Origin of the sequence: Streptomyces sp. NPDC085932 (assembly GCF_044540525.1) — a bacterium.
GTDB classification, from domain to species: domain Bacteria; phylum Actinomycetota; class Actinomycetes; order Streptomycetales; family Streptomycetaceae; genus Streptomyces; species Streptomyces levis.
In genome coordinates this window covers 391,439-415,858 of the sequence record NZ_JBITSJ010000001.1, presented here as the reverse complement: position 1 = coordinate 415,858, position 24,420 = coordinate 391,439, and the positions used below count along the sequence as shown (strand labels likewise).

At 73.0% G+C, this 24,420-nt stretch carries 20 protein-coding genes; 9 read left to right on the top strand and 11 right to left on the bottom strand.

Annotated elements, in window-relative coordinates:
* Nucleotides 1-170 precede the first annotated feature (170 nt).
* Complete coding sequence (locus tag ACIGAQ_RS01720) at nucleotides 171-1,208, top strand: DUF2637 domain-containing protein (protein ID WP_399778376.1); 1,038 nt, start codon at nucleotides 171-173, stop codon at nucleotides 1,206-1,208.
* Between the two features lie 58 nt (nucleotides 1,209-1,266).
* Here the strand turns inward: ACIGAQ_RS01720 and ACIGAQ_RS01715 are convergent, their stop codons facing one another.
* Nucleotides 1,267-1,758, bottom strand: coding sequence for an ATP-binding protein (locus ACIGAQ_RS01715; protein ID WP_399778373.1), 492 nt, complete (start codon nucleotides 1,756-1,758; stop codon nucleotides 1,267-1,269).
* A 427-nt stretch (nucleotides 1,759-2,185) separates the two neighbouring features.
* On the bottom strand, nucleotides 2,186-2,809 hold the full coding sequence (locus ACIGAQ_RS01710; protein ID WP_399778370.1) for a hypothetical protein: 624 nt from the start codon (nucleotides 2,807-2,809) through the stop codon (nucleotides 2,186-2,188).
* 238 nt (nucleotides 2,810-3,047) lie between these two features.
* Between ACIGAQ_RS01710 and ACIGAQ_RS01705 the strand changes: the two genes are divergently transcribed.
* The gene (locus ACIGAQ_RS01705) at nucleotides 3,048-4,805 is read left to right on the top strand and encodes a helix-turn-helix domain-containing protein (RefSeq protein ID WP_399778367.1); all 1,758 of its coding nucleotides are present in this window, start codon (nucleotides 3,048-3,050) and stop codon (nucleotides 4,803-4,805) included.
* 6 nt (nucleotides 4,806-4,811) lie between these two features.
* Here the strand turns inward: ACIGAQ_RS01705 and ACIGAQ_RS01700 are convergent, their stop codons facing one another.
* The gene (locus ACIGAQ_RS01700) at nucleotides 4,812-6,554 is read right to left on the bottom strand and encodes a pyruvate dehydrogenase (RefSeq protein ID WP_311680518.1); all 1,743 of its coding nucleotides are present in this window, start codon (nucleotides 6,552-6,554) and stop codon (nucleotides 4,812-4,814) included.
* A gap of 66 nt (nucleotides 6,555-6,620) precedes the next feature.
* A complete protein-coding gene (locus ACIGAQ_RS01695; RefSeq protein WP_399778363.1) occupies nucleotides 6,621-8,693 on the bottom strand; it encodes a protein phosphatase 2C domain-containing protein in 2,073 nt (690 codons plus the stop codon).
* 211 nt (nucleotides 8,694-8,904) lie between these two features.
* Between ACIGAQ_RS01695 and ACIGAQ_RS01690 the strand changes: the two genes are divergently transcribed.
* Nucleotides 8,905-9,387, top strand: coding sequence for a DUF456 domain-containing protein (locus ACIGAQ_RS01690; RefSeq protein WP_311688889.1), 483 nt, complete (start codon nucleotides 8,905-8,907; stop codon nucleotides 9,385-9,387).
* A 72-nt stretch (nucleotides 9,388-9,459) separates the two neighbouring features.
* On the opposite strand, the gene ACIGAQ_RS01685 is transcribed toward ACIGAQ_RS01690, so the two are convergent.
* The 6 genes from ACIGAQ_RS01685 to ACIGAQ_RS01660 form a co-directional block, all read right to left on the bottom strand.
* On the bottom strand, nucleotides 9,460-10,038 hold the full coding sequence (locus tag ACIGAQ_RS01685; protein WP_399778359.1) for a methylated-DNA--[protein]-cysteine S-methyltransferase: 579 nt from the start codon (nucleotides 10,036-10,038) through the stop codon (nucleotides 9,460-9,462).
* Nucleotides 10,035-11,450: a DNA-3-methyladenine glycosylase 2 family protein gene (locus tag ACIGAQ_RS01680; RefSeq protein WP_399778356.1), complete on the bottom strand. Its 1,416-nt coding sequence runs from the start codon at nucleotides 11,448-11,450 to the stop codon at nucleotides 10,035-10,037. The genes ACIGAQ_RS01685 and ACIGAQ_RS01680 overlap by 4 nt, the downstream gene beginning before the upstream one ends.
* Before the next feature lie 55 nt (nucleotides 11,451-11,505).
* On the bottom strand, nucleotides 11,506-12,645 hold the full coding sequence (rsgA, locus tag ACIGAQ_RS01675) for a ribosome small subunit-dependent GTPase A (RefSeq protein ID WP_399778353.1): 1,140 nt from the start codon (nucleotides 12,643-12,645) through the stop codon (nucleotides 11,506-11,508).
* Nucleotides 12,646-12,867: 222 nt separating this feature from the next.
* Nucleotides 12,868-14,367: a cellulose binding domain-containing protein gene (locus ACIGAQ_RS01670; protein ID WP_399778350.1), complete on the bottom strand. Its 1,500-nt coding sequence runs from the start codon at nucleotides 14,365-14,367 to the stop codon at nucleotides 12,868-12,870.
* A 183-nt stretch (nucleotides 14,368-14,550) separates the two neighbouring features.
* On the bottom strand, nucleotides 14,551-15,876 hold the full coding sequence (locus ACIGAQ_RS01665; protein ID WP_399778347.1) for a radical SAM protein: 1,326 nt from the start codon (nucleotides 15,874-15,876) through the stop codon (nucleotides 14,551-14,553).
* 136 nt (nucleotides 15,877-16,012) lie between these two features.
* Nucleotides 16,013-17,020 (bottom strand): hydroxyacid dehydrogenase, encoded by a 1,008-nt coding sequence (locus ACIGAQ_RS01660; RefSeq protein ID WP_399778344.1) that lies wholly within the window; start codon nucleotides 17,018-17,020, stop codon nucleotides 16,013-16,015.
* A gap of 175 nt (nucleotides 17,021-17,195) precedes the next feature.
* Between ACIGAQ_RS01660 and ACIGAQ_RS01655 the strand changes: the two genes are divergently transcribed.
* Entirely contained in the window at nucleotides 17,196-18,452 is a 1,257-nt protein-coding gene (locus ACIGAQ_RS01655) for an FAD-binding protein (protein ID WP_399778341.1), read from the top strand.
* Between the two features lie 137 nt (nucleotides 18,453-18,589).
* Here ACIGAQ_RS01655 and ACIGAQ_RS01650 read toward each other — a convergent pair whose 3' ends face one another.
* Nucleotides 18,590-18,940 carry a helix-turn-helix transcriptional regulator gene (locus ACIGAQ_RS01650; protein ID WP_399778338.1) on the bottom strand — a complete coding sequence of 117 codons (351 nt, stop codon included), beginning with the start codon at nucleotides 18,938-18,940 and terminating at the stop codon, nucleotides 18,590-18,592.
* A gap of 132 nt (nucleotides 18,941-19,072) precedes the next feature.
* On the opposite strand from ACIGAQ_RS01650, the gene ACIGAQ_RS01645 reads away from it, so the two are divergent.
* From ACIGAQ_RS01645 to ACIGAQ_RS01625, 5 genes are all read left to right on the top strand, one after another.
* Nucleotides 19,073-19,513: an STAS domain-containing protein gene (locus ACIGAQ_RS01645; RefSeq protein ID WP_399778335.1), complete on the top strand. Its 441-nt coding sequence runs from the start codon at nucleotides 19,073-19,075 to the stop codon at nucleotides 19,511-19,513.
* A gap of 293 nt (nucleotides 19,514-19,806) precedes the next feature.
* A complete protein-coding gene (locus ACIGAQ_RS01640) occupies nucleotides 19,807-21,051 on the top strand; it encodes an ROK family transcriptional regulator (protein ID WP_399778333.1) in 1,245 nt (414 codons plus the stop codon).
* A gap of 236 nt (nucleotides 21,052-21,287) precedes the next feature.
* Nucleotides 21,288-22,553, top strand: coding sequence for an ABC transporter substrate-binding protein (locus ACIGAQ_RS01635; protein WP_399778331.1), 1,266 nt, complete (start codon nucleotides 21,288-21,290; stop codon nucleotides 22,551-22,553).
* 20 nt (nucleotides 22,554-22,573) lie between these two features.
* Nucleotides 22,574-23,542 carry a sugar ABC transporter permease gene (locus ACIGAQ_RS01630; RefSeq protein ID WP_311688912.1) on the top strand — a complete coding sequence of 323 codons (969 nt, stop codon included), beginning with the start codon at nucleotides 22,574-22,576 and terminating at the stop codon, nucleotides 23,540-23,542.
* Complete coding sequence (locus ACIGAQ_RS01625; protein WP_362277847.1) at nucleotides 23,539-24,420, top strand: carbohydrate ABC transporter permease; 882 nt, start codon at nucleotides 23,539-23,541, stop codon at nucleotides 24,418-24,420. Before ACIGAQ_RS01630 ends, ACIGAQ_RS01625 begins: the two co-directional genes overlap by 4 nt.

Below are 24,420 nucleotides of genomic sequence, written 5' to 3'. Positions count from 1 at the left end.
TTGTTCGAACTCAACTCCCGCCCCTCAAGCGGCAGTTCGAGCAGAACGCCGCCCTGGGCATCCCCTTGCACTTCCTTGGCGGCCTCTTGCCCCGAAACCCCCTGAGGGCCGGTGGGATTGGGCCACTATGGCGGGCGTTACGCCCTATCCCCATGCAAGGGACCACCCACATGAGACTGACCGACATATCGCTGAACTGGCTGCTTCCGGGCGCCGTGCTTCTCCTGGGCATGCTGGCGGCGGTGGCGGTGCTCGCGCGCGGCAAGCGCTCCTCGGTCAAGGACACGAGCGCGGACGATTCCTGGGAGCGCAGCGAGGAACGCCGCAGACGCAAGGAAGCGATCTACGGCACCGTTTCCTATGTCCTGCTGTTCTGCTGCGCGGCCGTCGCCGCCGCGCTCTCCTTCCACGGCCTGGTCGGCTTCGGCGAGCAGAACCTCGGCCTGACCGGCGGCTGGCAGTACCTCGTCCCGTTCGGCCTGGACGGCGCGGCGATGTTCTGCTCCGTGCTCGCGGTGCGCGAGGCCAGCCACGGTGACGCGGCGCTCGGCTCGCGGATACTGGTCTGGACGTTCGCGCTCGCCGCCGCCTGGTTCAACTGGGTGCACGCGCCCCGGGGCGTCGGCCACGACGGCGCGCCCCACTTCTTCGCTGGCATGTCCCTCTCCGCGGCGGTCCTGTTCGACCGCGCGCTGAAGCAGACCCGCCGGGCCGCCCTGCGTGAGCAGGGTCTGGTGCCGCGGCCGCTGCCGCAGATCCGTATCGTGCGCTGGCTGCGGGCCCCCCGGGAGACCTACCGGGCCTGGTCCCTGATGCTGCTGGAGGGTGTGCGCAGCCTCGACGAGGCGGTCGACGAGGTGCGCGAGGACAAGCGCAAGAAGGACGCCGAACGGCAGCGGCGCCGCGACCAGCAGCGTGTGGAGCGGGCCCAGCTCAAGGCGATCAGCCGCGGTCACCGCGGCTACCTCGGCCGCGGCGGCCGGCAGCTGGAGGTGCAGGTGGAGCGCGGCTCCTCACAGGTCACCGCGGAGCCTGCCATATCCGGGCCGGAGCCCCTGCCCGTCCGCTCGCGTCCCTCCCTGCAGCCCGTTCGCAAAGGGTCTGACCCCGTGACCGTCGACCTCACCGCGGAGGACGACACCATGGCGCTGCCGCGTCTGGACTCCCTGGAGCGCAAGCTCAAGGACCTGGAGCAGCAGTTCGGTTAGCCGGGCGGCTCGTGCACCGCAAGGGGGCGTGGCCTGCGGGCCGCGCCCCTTTCGGCGCTCACGCGGCCTCGGCCTCCAGCTCGAACCAGACGGCCTTGCCCACGCCGTGCGGCCTGACGCCCCAGGCGTCCGCGAGGGACTCCACCAGGAACAGACCCCTGCCGTTGGTGCCGTCGTCGGCGACCGGCATCCGCACCCGGGGCCTGCGGGCCACGAAGTCCCGTACCTCCACGTGCAGTCCGCGGGGTCCGACGGTGGCCGTCAGGACCGCGTCGTGGTCGGTGTGGACGATCGCGTTGGTGACGAGTTCGCTGGTGAGCAGTTCCGCCACGTCGGAGAGGTCGGACCGCCCCCGCTTTCCCCACTGCCCGAGCAGTTCCCGCAGGGCCCTGCGGGCCTCCGGCACGGCGCGCAGGTCCGACCTGCCCAGTCTGCGCCTCAGCTGAGGCGCCGGCGTCTGCTCCGTGACGTCGTCGGTCCTGTCCTCCACCGTCTTCGCCGAGAAGGCCCCGATCGCTATGGGACCGCCTCCTCGTGCCTGCCTCTCCATGACCCCCGCCCGCGCGCCGATGTCGGTTCCCCTCCTGGTCGAACACGTTCACGGGGATCCATGCCCCATCGGGCACGCGGCAGTCATGTCGAGTCGTCGACGACCAGGTGTTCGGCCATGCGGCGGCGGGCGCACGCGAGGGCGGCGGGCCGTCGGGCGGTGCGGCGGCGGCGGGGAGGGGGACAGGAGGGTAGCCGGTTCGCGGCCCCGGACGGATCCTGACCGCCGGAGATCGGACGATGGGCCGACGGCCGGCTGCCGATCCGTGCGTACCCCACGCAGCGCGGGGGCCGCCCGGCCCCGTGCGTGCCGCGCGGCGGAAGTTGGCTGAACTACGACGGTGTTCCCGGGGCACCGACCGGTACGGGGCCGTCCTCCCCACCCCCGTGGCGGAGGTCGGCCCCGGTCCTTTTCCGGTGCTCGTCCGTCAGTACAGCTTGTTGACGGCGGTGGTCGTCGTCTTCTTGAAGGCGGCGACGGGGGCGTCGTCGAAGTCGCCCATCTGCCCCCACTGCACGACGGTGACGGTCCTGCCGTCCCGTCCGACGGACATCAGGGAGATGTCGTTGGCGCCCCACGAGGTCTCGGTGTGCAGACCGCGGACGCGGGCGCCCTCCTCGACCGGCAGCTTGCCGTAGTCCCGGCCCTCGGCCGCGACGTCCGGGTCGGCCTTCTCGATGCGGTCGGCACAGGTGCGGATCAGGTCGTCGTAGTGCTTCGCCAGGGCCTTGGCCAGGGCGGGCGTGTCCGCCACGACGGTCAGCTGCACGGCGCCGGTGTCCAGGTCGGTCCGGAACTCCCGGTGCCGGTAGTCGTAGGAGGGCACGCCCTCCGTGCTCACGCAGAAGCCGAGCGCCTCCGGGAACCCTTCGGTGACCGGACCGGCCGTCCAGGACGACGTCGGGTGCGGCGGCAGCTGGGACGCCGACAGGAACTTGGGCGCGGCGGTCTTCGGCGCGGCGCCGGCGGCCGGTGCCGTGAGGACCGTGCCGGCCGCGAGGGCGGCGGTGACGAGTGCGGTGAGCGCGCCTGCTCGGATGCGCTTGGACATGGGTGTCCCCCCGTGATGATGCGGTGCGTGGATGTGGTGTGCCGCGAACGACGGTGCCCGCCGGTCGAGCGGGCCTGGTCGGTGGCGACACCAGAAGCATCAGCGGTCACAGCGGGCCGGCGCAACAGCCGGCGCCCGATCCGGCGGGGTGGAACCATCCCAGCCCGTCTGACGTGCAGGTACATGAGTGCCTGGGATGCCGTCCCGGGCCGGTTCGCACCTACGGGACGGGGGCACGGTGTCGGCACGGGACGACGTCGCGGAGTTCGCGGCGCTGCTGAGGACGCTGAAGGAGCGCACGGACCGCAGCTACGGGTCACTGGCTCGCCGTCTGGCGATGAACACCTCGACCCTGCACCGCTACTGCGCGGGCGAGGCGGTCCCTCTCGACTTCGCGCCCGTGGAGCGGTTCGCGGCGCTGTGCGGGGCCTCGCCCGAGGAACGTCTGGACCTCCACCGGCACTGGCTCCTCGCGGTGGCGGCCCGTCAGCGACCGCGGGGCGCGACGGCGGACGGTGCGACGGGGGACGGTACGACGGGGGACGGTACGACGGGTGAGGCGGGCCCGGCGCGCGGTGAGGGCGCGACGGAAGGCACGGGCGCCGCGAACGCGCCGAGCACGGCAGAGGACGAGCGCGCACCGCAGGCCGAGAGCGCCCCGCACAGCGCGGGCGCGACACAGGGCGCGCCCACGGCGCGCGACGGGAGCGCGAACACGACGGGAGGCGCGGGCACGGCCCGGGAAGCGGACACGGACACGGCCCGGGAAGCGGACACGGGCACGGCCCGGGAAGCGGGCGCGGGCGCGGCAGGAGGCGCGGGCGCGGCGGGAAGCACGGGCGCGGGCAGCGCCGGTGGCCCCGGATCGGGCGGGAAGAAGGGTGCCTCGCGCGAGGCGCATGCGGCCGAAGGCGCTGTCGCTCCTGTCACTCCTGTCGCTCCTGTCGGGCAGGACGACGGCCCCGGTGAGGCGGAGTCGCCGGTCGGGTCCGGGCCCGTGGTGGGGCCGGTCGAGGGAGGTACGCTTCCCCGTCGTCCCTGGTACCGCCGACGGCGCCTCACGGTCGGACTGGCCGCCGCCTGTGCCGTGTTCGCGACGCTCGGGAGTCTGGCCGCGCTGCCGGACGGGCGGCGTCCGGCCGCCGGCGACCGTCCGCGCGAGACCGGTCCGGTCACCCCTGGGGCGACGGACACCGGCGCACCCGGGCGGGGCGGTGCCTCTCGCTCACCGAGCGCCTCCCTCACGCCCGAAGGGACCGCGTCCTCCGACGACCCCCAAGAGAAGGGGAAGGGCCGAGGGAAGGGGAAGGGGAAGGGGAAACCCGTCCCCGCGCCCTCCGGGCGCACCACCGCCCCGCCGCGGAGCGGAGCGGACCCCGCCGCACCTCTCACCTGGTCCGCGAACTCCCAGGCCTGGAAGCTCGGCTGCGGTCACGACTACGTGGTCGCCAGGCCGCCGTCCCAGGTCCCCCCGCCCCCGGTCCCGCAGGACGCCGGGGTCTGGGCGGCGTCGCAGAACGCGGTGCACGGCGGCGAGACGCTCGTGCGGCTGACCGTGCAGGGGCGGAGCGACACGGCCGTCGTACTGGACGCCCTGCGCGTGCGCGTGGTCGGACGAGCCGACCCCGTCCAGGGCAACGCCTACGCCATGGACCAGGGCTGCGGCGGTTCGATCACCCCGCGCTCCTTCGACGTGGATCTGGACAAGGACCGCCCCATCGCCCGCGCCGTCCCCGGGAACGACGCCGGTACGCCGATCCCGGCGGTGAGCATGCCGTACCGCGTCTCGGCGCAGGACCCCGAGGTGCTGCTGGTCAACGCCCGGACGCGGGGCTGCGACTGCCGCTGGTACCTGGAGCTCGACTGGTCCTCCCAGGGCCGCAGCGGCACCGTCCGCATCGACGACGGCGGGCGTCCGTTCCGCACCAGCGGCATCACGGGCCTGCCCCGCTACCTGTACGACACCTCGGCACGCCGCTGGACGCCCTACCGCTGACGACCCTTACGGCCGGGGCACGTTGCGCAGGTTGGAACGGGCCATCTGGAGCATCCGCCCGACCCCGCCGTCCAGCACGATCTTGGACGCGGAGAGGGCGAACCCGGTCACCATCTCGGCCTTGATCTTCGGCGGGATGGACAGCGCGTTGGGGTCGGTGACGACGTCGACGAGGGCCGGGCCCTTGTGCTTGAAGGCGTCCTTGAGGGCCCCGGCGAGGTCCTTGGGCTTCTCGACGCGTACCCCGTAGGCGCCACAGGCGCGGGCGACGGCCGCGAAGTCGGGGTTCTTGTTGGCCGTGCCGTACGAGGGCAGCCCGGCGACCAGCATCTCCAACTCGACCATGCCGAGGGAGGAGTTGTTGAACAGGACGACCTTGACCGGGAGGTCGTACTGCACCAGCGTCAGGAAGTCGCCCATCAGCATGGAGAAGCCGCCGTCGCCGGACATCGACACGACCTGCCGTTTGCGGTCGGTGAACTGCGCCCCGATCGCCATGGGCAGGGCGTTGGCCATCGAGCCGTGGGAGAAGGACCCGATGACACGGCGGCGGCCGTTGGGCGAGATGTAACGGGCCGCCCAGACGTTGCACATGCCGGTGTCGACGGTGAACACGGCGTCGTCGGCGGCGACTTCGTCGAGCACGGACGCCACGTACTCGGGATGGATCGGCGTGTGCTTCTCCACCTTGCGGGTGTACGCCTTCACCACGCCTTCCAGCGCGTCGGCGTGCTTCTTCAGCATCCGGTCCAGGAAACGCCGGTTCTTCTTCTCCTTCACCCGCGGGATCAGGCAGCGCAACGTCTCCCGCACGTCCCCCCAGACCGCGAGGTCCAGCTTGGAGCGGCGGCCCAGGTGTTCCGGCCGGATGTCGACCTGGACTATCTTCACGTCGTCGGGGAGGAACGCGTTGTACGGGAAGTCGGTGCCGAGCAGGATCAGCAGGTCGCACTCGTGGGTGGCCTCGTAGGCGGCGCCGTAGCCGAGCAGTCCGCTCATGCCGACGTCGAAGGGGTTGTCGTACTGGATCCACTCCTTGCCGCGCAGGGCGTGCCCGACCGGTGACTTGATCTTCGCCGCGAACTCCATGACCTCGGCGTGCGCCCCGGCCGTGCCGCTGCCGCAGAAGAGGGTGACCTTGCCGGCCTCGTCGATCATCTCGACGAGCCGGTCGATCTCGGCGTCGCCGGGACGGACGGTGGGCCGGGAGGTGACGAGGGCGGTCTCCGCGGCCTTGTCGGGGGCCGGGCGGTCGGCGATGTCACCGGGCAGGGTGACCACGCTGACGCCGCTGCGGCCGACGGCGTTCTGGATGGCGGTCTGCAGCAGCCGCGGCATCTGCTCCGGGCTGGAGATCATCTCGCTGTAGTGGCTGCACTCGGCGAACAGCCGGTCGGGGTGGGTCTCCTGGAAGTAGCCGAGGCCGATCTCGCTGGAGGGGATGTGCGAGGCGAGGGCCAGGACCGGAGCCATGGAGCGGTGGGCGTCGTAGAGACCGTTGATGAGGTGCAGGTTGCCCGGGCCGCAGGAGCCGGCGCAGGCGGCGAGACCGCCGGTGATCTGGGCTTCGGCACTGGCGGCGAAGGCGGCGGTCTCCTCGTGCCGGACGTGGATCCAGTCGATGGCGGAGTTGCGGCGGACCGCGTCGACGACGGGGTTGAGGCTGTCGCCGACCACGCCGTAGAGGCGTTTCACTCCGGCGCGGGTCAGGATGTCGACGAACTGTTCCGCGACGTTCTGTTTGGCCATGGTTCTCGTCTGCCCCTTCGGTCTCCTGGGATCCCTCCGGGTTCCATCAAGTCACAGGGCGGCCCGTCACGCCTCCCACACGGCCGCGGCCGTACGGTCGTCTGCATAACCCTTGACCCGTACTTGGGAGTCGGCGAGGAACGCGGCGAGGCCGGGCGGTTCGGGCCGGGACCACCGCTCGGCGAGGTACTCGCCCAGTTCGGGCTCGCCGTGCAGGGGCTCGGCGAGCCCGCCGCTGCACATCAGGAGCGTGTCACCCGGGCGGGCGACGGAGGTGCGGAAGCGGAAGGGCTCGCGGGGCGGTTCCGGGGCGGGTTCGTACGGGCTGGGCGGGGTCGGGATGCCGAGGTCCATGGTGAGCCGGTCGCCCTCGGGGGTCTCCGGGGGCGGCGAGCCGTAGCCCAGGACCGCTTCGCCCCTGACGTCGGCGACCTGCGGCTCGATGTCCTGCCACTCCCCCTCCCGCAGCCGGAACAGCCCGCCCGGGCCGACACCGAAGAACACGCGGGTGCGGCAGTCGGGGTCGGCCGGCAGCAGCAGGCAGCGCAGGCCGGCCGCGTACTCCTCCGGCGCCACGCCCTGTTCGGAGGCGCTGGCCCGGAGTTTGCCCAGGCTGCGGTCGGTGAGGCGGTGCAGCCCGGACTTGAGGTCGCCGCGGCGGCCGCCCCTTATGTCCTCCACGAGCCGCGCGTGGCTGCGTCCGACGGCCCGGCCGATCCAGTGGCAGGCCTCGGCGGCGGCCCGGTGCGCCCCGGGCGCCGTCCGGGCGCCGGTCGCCATGGCCACCAGCACCAGCGCGTGCTCTCCGGTCCCGAACCGGGCGGTGAGCAGCGCGTCGCGCCGCGGCTCGCCCCGGTACCGCGCGGAGTCCCCGCGCACGGACGCCGCCCGCAGGGTGCAGGCCCCGTAGCGGGCACCGTCGAGCACGGTGTCCGGGACCAGGTCGCCGAGGTCGTCCGGGTCGGCGGACGGGAGGGCGGTGGGTTCGGCGTCGTAGGTGGGAGGCCGCGACCCGACGTGCCCCCGGGCCCGGGGAACGGACGCGGGCGGCGCGACGAGCGGCCCGGACCCGTCGGCCTCGGCCACGAAGGCGACGGGCGGCGCGGGCAGCGACCCGGCTGCGGGGGCCGTGGACGGCGACCCGGCGACGGGGGGCACGGACGGCGGCCCGAAGTCGGCCGGGGGTACGGCCGGGGGTCCAGCGGCACCGGCCGACGCGGACGGCGTCCCGGTGGCGCTCGGTGACGCGGGCGGCGGCCCGACGGCCGGGGGTACGGCCGAGGGTCCAGCGGCACCGGCCGACGCGGGCGGCGTCCCGGTGGCGCTCGGTGACGCGGGCGGCGGCCCGGCCGGCCCCGGAGCCGCCGAGGGCGGGCCTGCCGTGCCCGGACGTACGGGTGGCGGGTCGACGGGTGCCGGTGGGGCCGGCCGGCCGGTCGCGGCGGGCGGGGTGGCGTCTCGGGGTGGGTCTGCCGGTGGGGCGGGCGGGGGCTGGGGTGCGCTACGGCCGGGAGGGGCCGAGGGCGGGGGCGGGGACGCGGGCGGTGGTGCCGGGGGTGCCGGGGGTGCCGGCGGCGGCGCGGGGGCCGTGGATCCCCGCGAGCCCTCGGCCGGCGCTTCCGGACGCCGTCCCGGGTCTCCCGCGGGTACGTCGGGCCCGGCGGGTGCGGGCTCGGGGCCCCTGGGTGGCCAGGAGGCCGGGATCGATGCCGCACGCGTGTCCCGCGGGTCCGGCGGAGCCGTGCCGCCCCGTGCCGGGGCGGTCGGCCGGGCCGGAGGCCGTGGTGGCCGCCCCGGGCCGGGCTCCGAGCGGCCCCGTGGGTGGGACGCCGTCGGGAAGGTCACGGGTCCCGTGGCCCGGGCGGGCGGCGGTTCCCACGGCGCCCGTTGCGGAGCCCCGCCCGTCGGGCGCGGGGCACCCGGCACGTCGTCCGCCCCGGACCGGGGCGCCGGAACCATCGGCTCCGCGCCGGCGGACCCGGTCTCCCCGGGGCCGCCCACCGTCCCCGCCGCCGAGGCGAAGCGGTCGTCCAGGGAATCGGGGGCCGGTGTGGGGCCCGTGTCGCCGGTGGAGTCGTCGTACAACTGCCCCCACCAGTCGTCCTCGTGACCGGTGGGCCTTCCCCCCTGCTGGCTCATGCCCGTAATTGTCCACCGCCCGAGCGGGATGAAAACGGGGCTTGTGGAAAAAACCGGCCCGCCACCCCGCCGTTCCCGGCGCGCCGAGTGAGCCGTAGAACGGTCGTGCGATACCGGGCGTCCCACGCGCCGTGGACGGCTGACCTGCGGGTCTGGGCTTCGGACACGCTCCTGACCTGCGCCTTCTCACGGGTTCCGGCAGTCTGGTCAGATGGGAGTGTGGGACCTCCTGCTGGTCGGGCTGGTCATCCTGCTCGGCCTGTGCGGAGTGCTGGTGCCCGCGGTGCCGGGGTCGCTGCTCGTGTGGGCCGCGGTCCTGTGGTGGGCGCTGAAGGACCCGCAGCCCGTCGCCTGGTGGGTGCTGGTCGGTGCGACGGTCCTCCTGCTCGCCTCCCAGGCGGTGCGCTGGGCGCTGCCGCCGAGGCGGCTGCGGGCGAACCGCACCAGCCGCCGCATGCTGGCCTGTGCGGGGGCCGGGTCCACCGTGGGTTTCGTCCTGCTCCCCGTGCTCGGCGCGATCCCCGGCTTCCTGGCCGGTGTGTACCTCTTCGAACGGGTCCGGCTGGGCCGCCGCGCCGAGGCGAGGTCCGCCCTGCGCACCGTCATGCGCTCGGGCGGCTCCAGCATCCTGGCCGAACTGTTCACCTGCCAGCTGATCGCGGCGGCGTGGCTCGGCGCGGTCCTGTGGGGCTGAGGCGCACGCGGCGGAGACGAGAGCGTCCCGGCGGGTGCCGGCGCCCGAGGCCAGAGCATCCCGGCGGGCGCGTCAGCGCCCCGAGGCGGAGGCCACAGCGCCCCCGCGTCCGTCAGCGCCCCTCGGACCCCGGCCCCCCTTGGGGGTCAGCACCCCCTCGTGCGTCAGCACCCCCTCGTGCGTCAGCAGCCGCACCTTGCGGTCCAGGCCGCCCGCATAACCGGTCAGTGTGCCGTCGGCCCCGATCACACGGTGGCAGGGGCGGACCACGAGCAGCGGATTGGCGCCGATCGCTCCGCCGACGGCCCGCACGGCCGCCCGGGGAGCCCCGATCCGCCGGGCGATCTCCCCGTACGTCACGGTCGCGCCGTAGGGGATGTCGTCCAGCGCGGCCCACACCTTCTCCCGGAAGGGCGTGCCCTCGGTGCGCCACGCCAGCCGGAACTCCTGGAGGTCCCCGGCGAAGTACGCGGCCAGCTGCTCCCGGGCCGCGCGGAAGGGCCCGGGGTCGTGCCGCCACTCGTCCCGCACCTCGCGTCCGCCCTTCTGCCCGGGCACGGACAGCGAGGTCAGTTCGCCGGTCGGGGCGGCGGTGAGCAGGAGCGGCCCGACGGGGCTGGGCACGCTCGTCCAATAGGTCGGCTGGGTCATCGAAGCTCCCACTCCCCTGCTGCGCGCAGGTGGTTCAAGGCGTACGCGCGCCAGGGGCGCCACGTGTCGGGGATGTCGAGGCCGGGCGGGGCGGCGTCCGGGTCGCCGAGGGCGCGGGCGCGGATCTCGGCGGCCGTAGGGGCGTCCAGGCCGGGCAGGGCCAGCAGGGCGTCCTGCGCGGCGTCCCGGTCGGCGCCCGGGTCGAGGCGTACGGCGCCGTCGGCGAGGGCGGCGGTGAGCGCGCCGAGGGTGCCGCCCGGCTCGGCCGCCGCGAGGACGGCCGGCTCGGGGAAGAGGTGGGTGAGGCTGCCGCAGGGGGCGTCGAGGGCCTTGCCGTACCGCCGCACCAGGCGTTCCGCCTCCACGGGCCCGGTCAGGGCGCGCACCGCGAGTTCCTCCGGGTCGGCGGCGCCGGGTGAGCGCAGACCGGGCCGGGCGGCGACGAGGGGCGCGAGCCGCGGGTCGGCGCCGAGCCGCTCGTCCACGGCACAGGGGTCGGCGTCGAGGTCGAACAGCCGCCGCAGCCGCTGTACGGCGGTGGTCAGGTCGCGCGGGTCGGTCAGGTGCAGCCGGGCGTCGAGCCAGCCGCCCGGGTGGGCGCCGGTCGCGGTGCGGGCGGTGCCGGAGCGTTCGCCGACGGCGACGATGCCGGTGCCGTAGGGCAGGCGCAGGGTGCGCCGGTAGGTGCGGGCGCCGGGTGGGCCGCTCACTTCCTCGATACCGGGTACGGCCTCGTGGGCCAGCAGGTCGAAGACGTATCCGGCCTGGTAGGGGCCGCGGTGAGCGAGCCGCAGCGGGATCCCGGCGCCCGGGGTGGCCGTGCGCCGGGGGTGACCGCCGCGCGGCGCGGCGGCGCGCAACTGGCTCGGGGTGGAGGCGTAGATCGCGCGGATCGTGTCGTTGAACTGCCGCACGCTGGCGAAGCCGGAGGCGAAGGCGATCTCCGTGATCGGCAGTTCGGTGGTCTGCGTCAGCAGGCGCGCGGTGTGGGCCCGCCGGGCCCGGGCGAGGGCGACCGGCCCGGCGCCCAGCTCGGCGGTGAGCTGGCGCTGCACCTGCCGTGCGCTGTAGCCGAGGCGTGCGGCGAGCCCGGCGACGCCCTCCCGGTCGACGACACCGTCGGCGATCAGCCGCATGGCCCGGCCCACCACGTCCGCGCGGACGTTCCACTCGGCGGAGCCGGGCACCGCGTCGGGACGGCACCGCCGGCAGGCCCGGAATCCCGAGCCCTGCGCGGCGGCGGCCGTGGCGAAGAACCGCACGTTGGCCCGCTTCGGGGTGACCGCGGGGCAGCTGGGCCGGCAGTAGATGCCGGTCGTCTCGACGGCGAAGAAGAACACGCCGTCGAAACGGGCGTCCCGGCTGCGCACGGCCTCGTACCTGGTGTCCTCGTCCGTTGCGTGGTTGCTCACGGGTCCAGTCTCCGCCGTCGGCCCGGCCGCCGCTGGCGGAAATCGGACATCGCGATCAGGAGCGCCGGTGCGCTCCCCGCTTGGCCTCCAGCGCGGCCCTGCCGGTCGCCCCCTTGGCCTCCAGCGCGGCCTTGCCGATCGCCCCCTTCCGCTTCCATTCCTTGCGGATCTCCGCCCGGAGGCGGGCGTCCGTCTTGGCGACGATGCGCTGGTTCTCGCGCAGCAGCTTGCGGTAGCTGTCCAGCCGCCGCTGCGGCAGTGCACCGGAGTCGACGGCATCCAGCACGGCGCATCCGGGTTCGGCCTCGTGGGCGCAGTCGTGGAAACGGCACCGCTGGGCCAGGTCCTCGATCTCGGAGAAGACCTGTCCGACGCCGGTCTCGGCGTCCCACAGTCCCACGCCCCGCAGTCCGGGCGTGTCGATCAGGACGCCTCCGCCGGGGAGGGCGAGCAGGTTGCGGGTGGTGGTGGTGTGACGGCCCTTGCCGTCCACGTCGCGGGTGGCCCGGACGTCCATGACGTCCTCGCCGAGGAGCGCGTTGGCGAGGGTCGACTTGCCCGCGCCGGACTGCCCGAGCAGCACGGACGTGCCGCCGGCGACGATCGCCGCGACCACGTCGACTCCCTCCCCGTCCCGTGCGCTGACGGGGACCACCGGCACACCGGGTGCGCTGGTCTCCACGTCCTGCACGAGGTGGGAACGGGTCACCGCGTCGGGCACGAGGTCGGCCTTGGTGAGGACCACGACGGGCTGCGCCCCGGACTCCCAGGCCAGGGCCAGGAACCGCTCGATGCGGCCGAGGTCGAGCTCGACGGCGAGGGACACGGCGACGACGGCGTGGTCGACGTTGGCCGCGAGGATCTGTCCCTCGGACCGCTTGGAGGAGGTGGAGCGGACGAACGCGGTGCGGCGGGGCAGGTACGTGCGGACGTAGCGCGGGTTGCCGCCGGGTTCGACGGCGACCCAGTCACCGGTGCACACGACGCGCAGCGGGTCGTGCGGGGTGACGAACGCGGTGTCGGCGCGCAGCACACCGTCGGCGGTGATGACGTCGCACTGCCCGCGGTCGACCCGGACGACCCGGCCGGGCAGCAGCCCTTCGGTGTCGTACGGAGCGAACGCCTCGGCCCAGGCGGTGTCCCAGCCGTACGGGACGAGGGCGGAGAAAACGGAGGAAAGGGAGCTGGAAGACAAGAGGGGGATCCTTCTGGAGGACGGCCCCGGCGCGACGGTCGGTCGGTCAGCCGGTGGCCAGGGAGGTGGACTTCGTGAACTGGATGCGGGCAGCGCTCGTCGCAATGACAGCCATCGGTCGACACCTCCTCGTCCTTCTCCGGATCTTCCGGTCTTCGTGCGGCTCTTGCTGCGGCTCTTCGCAGAACCGGCGTCACCGTATCCCGCCACGCCCCGGTGGCGTCAACCGCTTTTCGCGCAGGCCCGGCCGTTCAGCGTGAAGTCGTACGGCGGGGAGTTCTTGCCGCGCCAGGAGGAGATGAAGCCGAAGGCCAGGTCGCCGCCCGCGGGGACGGACTCGTTGTAGTCGGCGGCGGTGGCCGTGACGCGGGAGCCGTCCTGGGAGACGGAGGCGTCCCACATCTGGCCGACCTGCTGGCCGTCGCGGAAGGACCAGGACACCCGCCAGGAGTCGAGGGCGGCGGTACTGGTGACGCTGACGGTGGCCTGGAAGCCGTCGGGCCACTGGTTGACCAGGTCGTACTCGACGCGGCAGGTGGGCTTCGCGCGCTCGGCGGGCGTGGTCCGCTCGGTGGGCGTGGCGGTGCCCTGCGGTTCGGTGTGCCGGTCGCTGCTCTCGGACGAGCGGGGCCGGTCCGGCTCCCCGGCGGCATCGTGGGAGCGGCCCGCCGGCTGGGAGGTGGCGGGCGGCAGGGAGGGTGCGGACGGCAGGGACGGGCCGGGGTCGGCCACGGGCTGACGGCCGGCGTCGTCGCGTGTGCCGGGTTCGTCGCCGGAGCCGGAGCCACCGAAAGGCATCAGGGAGACGCCGAGCGCCAGGACGGAGACGAGGACGGCGGCGACGAGGAGGCCGTTGCGGGCGACGCGCGCCTTCTGCGTGCCGTCCTCCGGGTCGTCGGCCGCCCGGTCCGCCGTACCGGCGCGCCCGGCGCCCAGCCGCACCTCGGCAGCGCGGCGGCGGCGCTCCAGATACGCGAGACCGCCCCAGCCGATCACCCCGCCGGCCAGCGCCGCGGGCAGCCCTCCGCCGTGCAGCCGCAGGCAGGCGGCGGCCTCGGCGCACCCCACGCAGGTGGCCAGGTGCCGGGAGAGGTCGCCCGGGGTGTCGGCGGCCGGCGAGCGGGTGACGGCGTCCAGCAGCCGGGCGTAGCTGCGGCACCCGGCGTCCATGGGGGTGTCGAGGTGGTTGCGGTGGCAGCGGTCCCGGAACAGGGTGCGCACCTGCTGGAGTTCCTCGGCGGCGGTGTCCGGGTCGAGGCCCAGGCGCCGGGCGACCAGGGACAGCGGCAGCGCCTCCACCTCGGCCAGCCACAGCAGTTCGGCGTCCGCCTGCTGCAGGTCGCGCAGGCCGCGCAGCGCGAGCGGGCGCCGCAGGGGCGGCCCGGTGAAGCGTGCGGCCTTGTCGGAGTTGAGCCACAGCCGCAGGTCGGGGTCGAGCTTGTGGCCCTGTCCGTCCTCCTCCCAGGCCGCTGCCGTGGTGCGCACGGAGGTCAGCAACAGGGGTATGCGGGGCAGCCGGGCCGGGCGGCGGCCGGCGCCCCGGACGGGCCCGGCCTCGGCCGCGCGGGCCTCGCGTATGCCGTGTGCGAACGCCTCGCGGCCCAGCTGTGCGGCGGCCGTGGAACCGGACGTGCACAGGTCTGCGTAGGCGAGGACCGCGTCCCAGCACTCGGAGAACAGCGCGGCCTCGATGGCGTCCTGAGGGGTCGGCAGGTCGGGCATGAGTCTCCTGCATCCGCAAGCGAGGTCAACTCACCATGTCGGCATTGGAGTTGGGGGGAACCTCGGGGCGGGGAGGAGTTTTTCACGCTTCCGACACAACTGACAAGCCGCGTATTCAAATCCCGCAGCAGGGCTCCGGGACGCTGTACGTACGGCACGCCGCTCCGTCTCAAGCGGAGCGGGTCAGACCTCGACGGGTTCGTCCGCGGGCAGGCTGTCCATGAAGGAGCTGACCGAGAAGACCGCGTTTCCGGCGCCGGGAGGGCCGTAGCCGGGAGGCGAGGAGAGGCCGAAGTCCTCCATCGTCTGCCGGTAGGCCTGCAGCAGGCGGATGTGGTACTCCAGGGGCGCGCCCTGCGGGTTGGCCTTGCCGAGCGGGGTCGTGGGCTCCGGGCACCAGGTGGTGAAGCGGGGCGTGATGCCGTGGGACATGAAGAAGCGCAGGCCCTCGGTGGTGGAGGCGATGGCCTCGTCGACCGTCTTGAAGCCGAAGGGCTCGGCCATCTCGACCCCGGCGACGAAGTTCGGGATGACGTTGCGGGCGCCGAAGACCTCGGCGGAGTCCAGGATGCGCTTGTGCCACTCGTCGCGGCCGACGTACCGCTCCTTGCCGGGGCAGTACATCTTGAACAGGTACTCGTCCCACACCTCGTAGTTGGGGTGGTAGATCTGCACGCCGTAGTCCTTGAACCGCTGGACGTCGTCGCGCGGCAGGGCCTGGGCGACGACCTTGCCGATCCAGCGGCCGGGGAAGCGCTCCTCGATGGCCTTGGCGTAGTGGCCGTAGAAGTCGGCCTCGTCACGGCCGGAGACCGTCTTGGTGATGGCGCCGCCGGTGAGGGTGTAGGCGGTGGAGGTCTTCGCCGTGTCGTACCGGTCGATGATCTCCAGGGCTTCGAGGACCTCCTCGACGTCCTTCACGCCCGTGTAGGGGCGGCCGGCGGCCTTGTGCTGGCGCCAGTTGTGGTTGATGTCGCAGTACTGGCACTCCTCCTTGGCGCCGAAGTACTGGCAGACCCGGAAGACCGTCAGGTAGATGAGGTAGCCCCACTGGATGGTCGGGGCGACCTCCATGACCGACTTCCCGTTGGACAGGGTGTGCCGGTAGTACTCGGGCATCGGCGGCACGCCGACATCGGAGATCCGCCTGCCGTCGAGGTAGAGGCCGAGCACGCCGTCCTCGTTCGCGGCGACACGGTAGGGCGAGGCGGGGTTCACCCGGACCGAGACGACCGTGCGGCGCAGGTCGTAGGGGCCGCCGGTGAGGATGATCTCCTCGGGCGGGCGGCGCAGCGCGGCCTCGCCCAGCTCGGGCAGGGTGCCGTGGTCGAAGGAGAAGATGAAGTACGACTTCGGCTTGACCTCGCCGTCCTCGTTGTCGCTGAGCGCGGACGGGTCGAAGGCCACACCGCCCCGGAGCAGGTCCTCCTTGAAGACGGCCTCCCGCGGAACGTGCGGGAACCGCTCCATCAGATCCTCGACCAGCGCGGTACGGCTGCCGCTGCCCATCCCGTGTCTCCTCCCGGCTCGGACGTACGACTCCTCACGGTATGCCCATGGGTGTGCGGGAGCGGTACCGGTCCCCCCGAGCCGGTGCGATGCCAGGAATCTGCCACTTCGCCCGCTTTGCTATCACAGGTCGTCGTCAGGCCGCGTGGTCCAGGACCGCGGGATCGACGGCGTGGGCCAGAGCGTCCCCGGCCAGCAGCCGTTCCGCCTCCTCCGTCACGGCCAGGCCGAGCCGGGCCAGCTCGTTGCCCTGGGAGCCCGCGAGGTGCGGGGTGACGAACGCCCCGGGCAGGTCGTACAGGGGCGAGTCGGCCGGGAGCGGCTCGGGGTCGGTGACGTCCAGGATCGCCGTCAGGCGCCCGGCGCGCAGTTCCGCCACGAGGGCGGCGTGGTCGACCAGGGAGCCGCGGGCGGTGTTGATCAGCGCCGCCCCGTCGGGCATGAGGGCCAGCTCGCGCCGGCCGATCAGATGCCGGGTCTCGGGTGTCTCGGGGGCGTGGACGGTGACGATGTCGCTGGTGCGCAGCAGTTCGTCGAGGGACAGCAGGGGGACGCCGAGCGCGGCGGCCTCGCGCTCGTCGACGTAGGGGTCGGTGAGGGCGGGCCGCAGGTCGAAGGGGCGGAGCAGTTCGAGGACGCGCCGGCCGATGCGGGAGGCGCCGATCACACCGACGCGCCGGCCGTGGTTGCCGATGCCGGGGACGACGCCCCAGCCGGCCGACACCCGGGTGGCGCGCAGCCGCTCACGGGCGGCGAGCACGTCCTTCCCGGCGAGCAGGATCATGGCGAGGGTGTACTCGGCGACCGGCAGCGCGTTGGCGGCGGCCGCCGAGGAGACGACGACGCCGCGCTCCCAGAGCGCGGGGCCGGCGAAGGACTTCACCGACCCGGCCGAGTGCAGCACCGCGCGCAGCCGGGGGGCGGCGTCCAGGACCGCCTCGTCGAGGCGCGGGCAGCCCCAGCCGGTCACCAGGACCTCGGTCCGGGCGAGGACATCGCGGACGGCGGGCTCGGTGAAGTCCCGTACCACCAGGGCGGGGTCGAGCTCCACCGACGCCCGCAGCCGGGCGAGCACCTCGGGCGGGAAGACCTGCGGCACGTGCTCGGCGGCCATGGCGAACAGTGCCTGGGGGCGCTGGCTCAAGGAGGAGACCTTCCCACTCGTGACGCGGGCGGAGCGGCGCCGGCGACGGGGCAGAAACCGCTCTCTGCAACGTCTCCACGGTAGGCGGACCCGGGCGGCGTCGGCAATGCACAGCGGCCGGGGTAGGTTCCGGCAGGGGCTTTCCCGGCCCCGCTGCCTCGGGAAGGACGACGCGATGAACGGGACCGTGACCAACTGGGCGGGCAACATCACCTACGCCGCGAAGGAACTGCACCGGCCGGGCTCGCTCGACGCGTTGCGAGCGCTCGTGGCGGACAGCGACCGGGTGCGGGTGCTGGGCAGCGGGCACTCGTTCAACGCGATAGCCGAGCCCGGCGCCGAGGGCGTCCTGCTGTCCCTGGCGGACCTGCCCCCGGAGGTGGACGTCGACACCGCGGCCCGCACGGTCCGGGTCGGCGGCGGCGTGCGCTACGCGGAACTGGCCCGGCGGGTGCACGCGCACGGGCTCGCGCTGCCCAACATGGCCTCCCTGCCGCACATCTCGGTGGCCGGGTCGGTCGCGACCGGCACGCACGGCTCCGGGGTGCTCAACGGACCGCTCGCGGCGCCCGTCCGCGAGGTCGACATGGTCACCGCCGACGGTGCGACGGTGCGCATCGGCCGGGACGAGGAGCGGTTCGGCGGGGCCGTCACCTCGCTCGGCGCGCTGGGCGTGGTCACCGCGCTCACCCTCGACCTGGAGCCGGCCTACGAGGTGGAGCAGCACCTGTTCACCGAACTGCCGCTGGAAGGGCTGGACGCGGGGGTGTTCGAGACGGTGATGGCGACGGCGTACAGCGTCAGCCTGTTCACCGACTGGCGGGCGCCGGGCTTCCGGCAGGTGTGGCTCAAGCGGCGCACGGACCAGCCGCTGCCCGCCTTCCCGTGGGCCGCGCCGGCCACGGAGAAGCTGCATCCGGTGCCGGGCATGCCAGCGGTCAACTGCACCGAGCAGTTCGGCGTGCCGGGGCCGTGGCACGAGCGGCTGCCGCACTTCCGGGCGGAGTTCACGCCGAGCAGCGGAGCGGAGCTGCAGTCGGAGTACCTGCTGCCGCGCGACCACGCCGTGGAGACGCTGCACGCGCTCGACGCGATCCGGGACACCGTCGCGCCCGTCCTGCAGACCTGCGAGGTGCGTACCGTCGCCGCGGACGACCAGTGGCTGAGCCCGTCCTACGGCCAGGACACGGTGGCGGTCCACTTCACGTGGGTGGCGGACACCCGGGCGGTGCTGCCGGTGGTGCGGCGGGTGGAGGAGGCACTGGCTCCGCTCTCGCCACGGCCGCACTGGGGCAAGGTGTTCACCCTGCCGGCCCCCGCCCTGGGCAGGCTGTACCCGCGCCTGGGCGACTTCGGGGCGCTGGCGCGGGAGCTGGACCCGCGGGGCACGTTCGCCAACACGTTCGTGCGGGACGTGCTGGCAGGGGCGTAGGGGCGCCCGCGCCGGGTGCGAGGCGTGCCCGCGGGGGCAGGGTGTGCCCCTGGGAGTGCAGGGCACGCCGACGGAGGTGAGCAGGGACGCCGGCGTGGGCGCGGGGCGCGCCAGGGGTGGCGGCACGCGCCGGGCGGTCAGGCCGTGGCGTGCGGCCGGCCGGGCCTGCCGGGGGGCACGACGCGGTCCGCCTCGTCCTGGAGCAGCAGCGACAGCAGGGACGCCACGGTCAGGCCGGCCTCGGCGGGGTGCCGCAGCACCTTGCCGGGGTCGATCCGGTACGTGTTCGTCCGGCCCTCGCGGGTGTGGGAGAGGTATCCGTCCCGCTCCAGGTCGGAGATGATCTTCTGGACAGCACGTTCCGTGAGCCGGCAGTGGGCCGCGATGTCCCTGATCCGGGCGCTGTGGTTGTCGGCGATGGCCGCCAGCACCCGGGCGTGATTGGTGAGGAACGTCCATCCGGTGTGGGGCTCGGGCACTCCATCCATGCCCCCACTCTACTGACCGAACATTCGCGCACTCAAAAACACGTACTGCATTTCATGTATCGGTTGACAGGTGTGGGGTAGAGGGGCAACGCTGGAGACGAGGGCAGGGCGGACGGAGGAGGAGCGACGGCCATGCCGGAGCGTGCGTACCCTGCACGGTCCCACCCCGAGGGGCGCGCCGCAGGTACGGCGAGCGACGACGCGCCCACGGCGGTGCCGCCCTGCCTGGCGACCCTGGACGTCACGCCGGACGGCGACCGGACGAACGTGACCGTGCGGGGAGAGCTGGACCTGGGCAGCCGGCGGCTGCTGCCGTACCTGCACGACGTCCTCGCCCTGTCGGGCAGCGGTCTCGACCTCCACCTGGACGCGGTCGGATTCTGTGACTGCTCCGGCCTGGGCATGCTCATGGACCTGCGCACCCGGGCCCTCGGCCAGGGCAGGACGGTCACCGTGCGCTCCGCGGGGACGGCGGTCGGGCGCCTGCTCGACCTGACGGGTGCGCGGGAGCTGTTCGAGGCCCCGGAGCGACAGCCCGGCCCGTCGGCGGAGCTGGTACCCCCGGTCCTCTGACAGCGGTCGGCAGCGGGCCTCGCCCCGCGTCCGGCCGGTGCCCCGTGCCAGGGACGGGCCGACCGCGACCCCGCGCCGGGACGCCCCCGCACCACCCCGGGACACCCCCGCCCCACCCCCTCGGGCATCATGAGCAAGCCACACCCCCACACGCGGCCGCTCACCACCGGCGTGCACTTTATAAAGCCCCTTTCCAAAGCCCTTGTCGAAAGTCCCGGCAGCCCATAGCCTTGCGCCGCGCCGGTGCCGACGTCGACCCGGCCCGAGCCGGTCTGGGAAGGGATGGGCACCCGGTGAAGCGCACATCACGCGACATCCGCACCGCGAACCGCTACGAGGTGCTGCGCCAGATCATCGCGGCGTCCCCCACCTCCCGGCAGGAACTCGCGGCCGCCACCGGCCTCAGTCTGGCGACCGTCGCCACCCTCGTCGGCGAGCTGCTCGACCTGCGCATGATCACCGAGGTCGGCTTCGAGGACTCGGCCGGTGGGCGCCCCCGCGGCCTGGTCGCGGTCAACACGTCGGGCGGCGCGCTGATCGGCGTGGACATCGCCGAGACGTACGTCCACGTCGAGCTGTTCGACCTGGGACTGAACGTCCTGGCCCGGGCCGAGGAGGACGTCCGGCCCGGCGAGAGCCTGCCCGAGCAGGTGGTCGGCCACGTGGCGACGGCCGTCGGCGCGGTGGTCGCGCAGGCCGGCGTCGAGGGCGCCCGGGTGCTCGGGGTCGGGGTGAGCGTGCCGGGGCAGGTGGACCGGGCCACCGGCATCGCCGAGTACGCCCCCAACTGGGACTGGCACGACGTGCCGCTGCTCGACCTGCTCACCGAGCACATCGCCTACCCGCTGTACCTGGACAACCCGCTGCGTGCCAGTGCGGTCGCCGAGCTGTGGTTCGGGGCCGCGCGCGGGCGCGGGAACGCGGTGGTGGTGAACCTCGGGACGGGCGTGGGCGCCGGGCTCGTCCTGGGCGGCGGCCTGCACCGCGGAGTGAGCAACAGCGCCGGCGAGTGGGGCCACACCACGATGGTGCTGGACGGACGACTGTGCCGGTGCGGCAACCACGGCTGCGTGGAGGCCTATGTCGGCGCCCGCGGCATCATGCTCAACCTGCGGGAGCTGAGCCCCGACAGCGCGCTGCTGCACCCCGAGGACCAGACGGCCACCATCGACGCGCTGGCCCGGGGAGTCGTCGCGGGCGACCCGGTGGCGCGCCGGGCCGTCCATGAGACCGCCCGCTATCTGGGCGCCGGAGTCGCCGACCTGGTGAACCTGTTCAACCCCGAGATCGTCGTGCTGAGCAGCTGGGTCGCCCGCACCCTGGGCGAGCCGCTGCTGCGCGAGGTGCGCGACGCCGTGACGCGGCACGCGTTGCCGCGGCCGCTGGCCGCCACCGAGATCGTCCTGTCGCCGATCCCCACCGACTCCGTCTGCCTGGGCGCGGCGACGTTCGCCCTGGAAGGCGCGCTGCAGGCGGTCGGGCAGAAGAACGGCAAACGCGCCGCCGCGCGCGGCCGTGCCACCGCGCCGCCCTCGTAGCGGCGGAAGCACCACCTCCGCACCCTTCGGGTGTTCGATATCGCGAACCGGAGACAACGCTTCGCACCGACTTCGTCCAACCCCTTGCCGAAGCCTTAGCCGAAGCTCTAGCGTCCCGCACCGCACCCCCTCTTCGAGCCATCCGGCGCACCTCCCCGGGCCGAGCGCCCACCGGGCCGGCGCCGGCAGGCCGTGAGCCGAAGAGCCGCAGCCGTACTCAAGACAAGGACGTCAGCATGTCGGCATCGAGCAACAGCACCTGGGACCGCCGAACCGTACTGCGGGCCGCGATGGGCCTGGCCGCCGCCGGCGGACTGGCCGCCTGCGGCAGCAACACCGGGCGGGGCGGCGGATCCGGTTCGGGCAAGAACCTGGTGCAGTACTTCCACGCGTACGGCGAGGCCGGCGTCGAACAGGCCGTCAAGCGCTACGCCAAGGCCTACAAGGACGCCGACGTGACCACCCGGTGGATCACGGGCAACAACTTCGAGCAGAAGCTCTTCGCCGCGCTGCTCACCGACAACGCGCCCGACGTCTTCGAGTTCCACCCGCAGATCCAGCTCGTCAAGAGCGGTCAGGTGGCCGACCTGACCGACATCATCGAGCCGGTCAAGGACGACTTCAACCAGGCCGACATCACGTCGCACACGGTCGACGGGAAGATATACGGCGTCCGGATGATCGACGATCCGCAGTTCTTCTTCTACCGCCCGTCGATGTTCGAGAAGGCCGGCGTCGAGGTGCCGACGACCCTGGAGGAGCTGGTCGAGGCGGCCGCCCGGCTGAAGACCGGCAAGGTCAAGGGCGCCTACCTGGGCAACGACCTCACCCCGGTGCAGCACAACCTGATCTGGTCGGCCGGTGCCGACACCCTGACCGCCGACAACAAGCCCGCCTTCAACACCGACGCGGTCGCCGACGGCCTCAAGCAGCTGCGTGGCCTGTTCACCAGCGGCGACCTGCTGCTCGGCGCCCCCGCGGACTGGTGGGACCCCTCGGCCTTCACCCAGGGCCTGACGGCGATCCAGTGGTGCGGCATGTGGGCCATGCCGGTCATGCAGAAGGCGCTCGGCGACGACATCGGCATCTTCCCCTTCCCGAAGGTCGGTTCGGCCGGCAAGGAGTCCGTCTACAACGGCGGCTGGTCGATGTTCGTCAACGCCAAGGGCAAGAACGTCGAGGCGGCCAAGGAATACGTCAAGTGGCTGTGGATCGACCAGAAGCAGTACCAGGAGGACTTCGCCACCTCCTACGGCTTCCACATCCCACCGCGCACCTCCCTCGCCCGGTCCGCCGACAAGCTGAAGTCGGGCCTGCCGGCCGAGGGCGTGAAGCTGTTCAACGAGTTCGGGCACTTCGACAACATCGGCTGGACCCAGGCCATGATCGCCGCGTTCAACGACGTCATGGCGAACTCCGTCCGCAAGAACGGGGACCCGAAGGCCCAGCTCGCCGCCTGCGAGAAGAAGGTCGGCGCCGAGCTCAAGAAGCTCTTCGGTTAGGCCGCCGGACGGATCGCGACATGTCGACCACCACCACACCCGGGGTCGCCGAGAGCCCCGCCCCGGCCGGGGTCTCCCAGGACCGGCCGCGGCGGGGCCTCAGGGCGAGCAGCACCTTCAACTTCTGGCTCTTCACCGGGCCGTTCCTGATCGGCCTGGTGATCTTCGTCTTCGTGCCGATCGGCTGGAGCGTCTGGCTCAGCTTCTTCGAGGCGCGCTTCACGGTCACGCCGAGCGAGTTCGTCGGGTTCGCCAACTACAAGGAGGTCCTCACCGACACGGACTTCCGCAACTCGCTCGTCACGTTCACCGTGTTCGCCGCGTTCATCGTGCCCGCCACCTGGGCGCTGTCGCTGGGCCTGGCGCTGCTGGTGAACCGGCTGCGGTTCATGCGGGCGTTCTTCCGGTCGGTGTTCTTCCTGCCGACCGCGGTCAGCTACGTCGCCGCCTCGCTGATCTGGAAGATGTCCCTCTTCAACGGCGTCCGTTTCGGCCTCGCCAACACCGTCCTCGGCTGGTTCGGCGTGGACAACATCGCCTGGCTGGCGAGCCCCGACCCGCCCTGGTACTGGCTGGTCATCGTGACCGTCCGGCTGTGGCTCCAGTCGGGCTTCTTCATGATCCTGTTCCTGGCGGCACTGCAGAACATCCCGCGGGAGCTGTACGAGGCCGCCGCGATCGACGGCGCCAAGCCCGGCTGGCAGACCTTCCGGCACATCACGCTGCCGCAGCTGCGGGCCACGTCCACCGCGGTGATCCTGCTCCTGCTGATCGCCGCCTACCAGGCCTTCGACGAGTTCTTCAACCTGCTCTCCAAGGCCACCTGGGGCCAGCCCCCGCTGGTCGAGCTGTACAAGATGGCCCTCGGCGAGAACCAGAACTACGGCGCGGGCAGCGCGGGCGCGGTCGTCCTGACCCTGCTCATCTGCGTCGTCACCCTGCTCCAGGGCAGGATCATGGGCTTCGGAAGGGGTGAGGAGTCCAAGTGACCACCACAGCACCCGAGGTGGGAAAGACCGCGAAGCCGGGCAGGGTCCGGCGTGGCGGGGTCATCGGCAACACCGGCCTGTACCTCGCGACCGGCGTCGCCGCCGTCCTGTTCCTGATCCCCTTCTACCTGATCGTCCGCAACGCCTTCATGACGGACCCGGAGATCACGGGCGAGGAGTGGAAGTGGTTCCCCACCACCGTCCAGTGGGGCAACCTCACCGAGCCGTTCGACGACGTCACCGTCGACTTCGCCCGTTCCCTGTGGAACTCCGTGGTCGTCGCCGTCCTGCACACCGCCGGCATCCTGCTGATCTGCTCGCTCGCCGGGTACGGACTGGCCCGGATCCCGTACCGGCACGCGAACAAGGTGTTCTACGCCGTCCTGGCCACCCTGATGGTTCCCACGGCGGTCACGTTCGTGCCGAGCTTCGTCCTGGTGTCGTCCCTCGGCTGGGTCGACAGCTACCGGGGTCTCATCATCCCGGGCCTCTTCAGTGGTTTCACGTGCTTCCTGTTCCGGCAGTACTTCCTGGGGTTCCCGAAGGAGCTCGAGGAGGCGGCGCGCGTGGACGGGCTCGGTTACTGGGGCGCGTACTGGCGTGTCGTGGTGCCGAACTCGCTGAACTTCTTCGCGGCCATCGCCACGATCACCTTCATCAACGGCTGGAACGCCTTCCTGTGGCCCCTGGTCATCGGCCAGGACCCGAGCGCCTGGACCGTCCAGGTGGCGCTGTCGTCGTACATGACGAACCAGACCGTCAACTACCACCTGATCTTCATGGCCACGGCCATCTCGATCCTGCCCCTGGTCTTCGTCTTCCTCTTCCTCCAGCGCTGGCTGGTGCAGGGGATCGCGCAGACCGGCATCAAGGGCTGA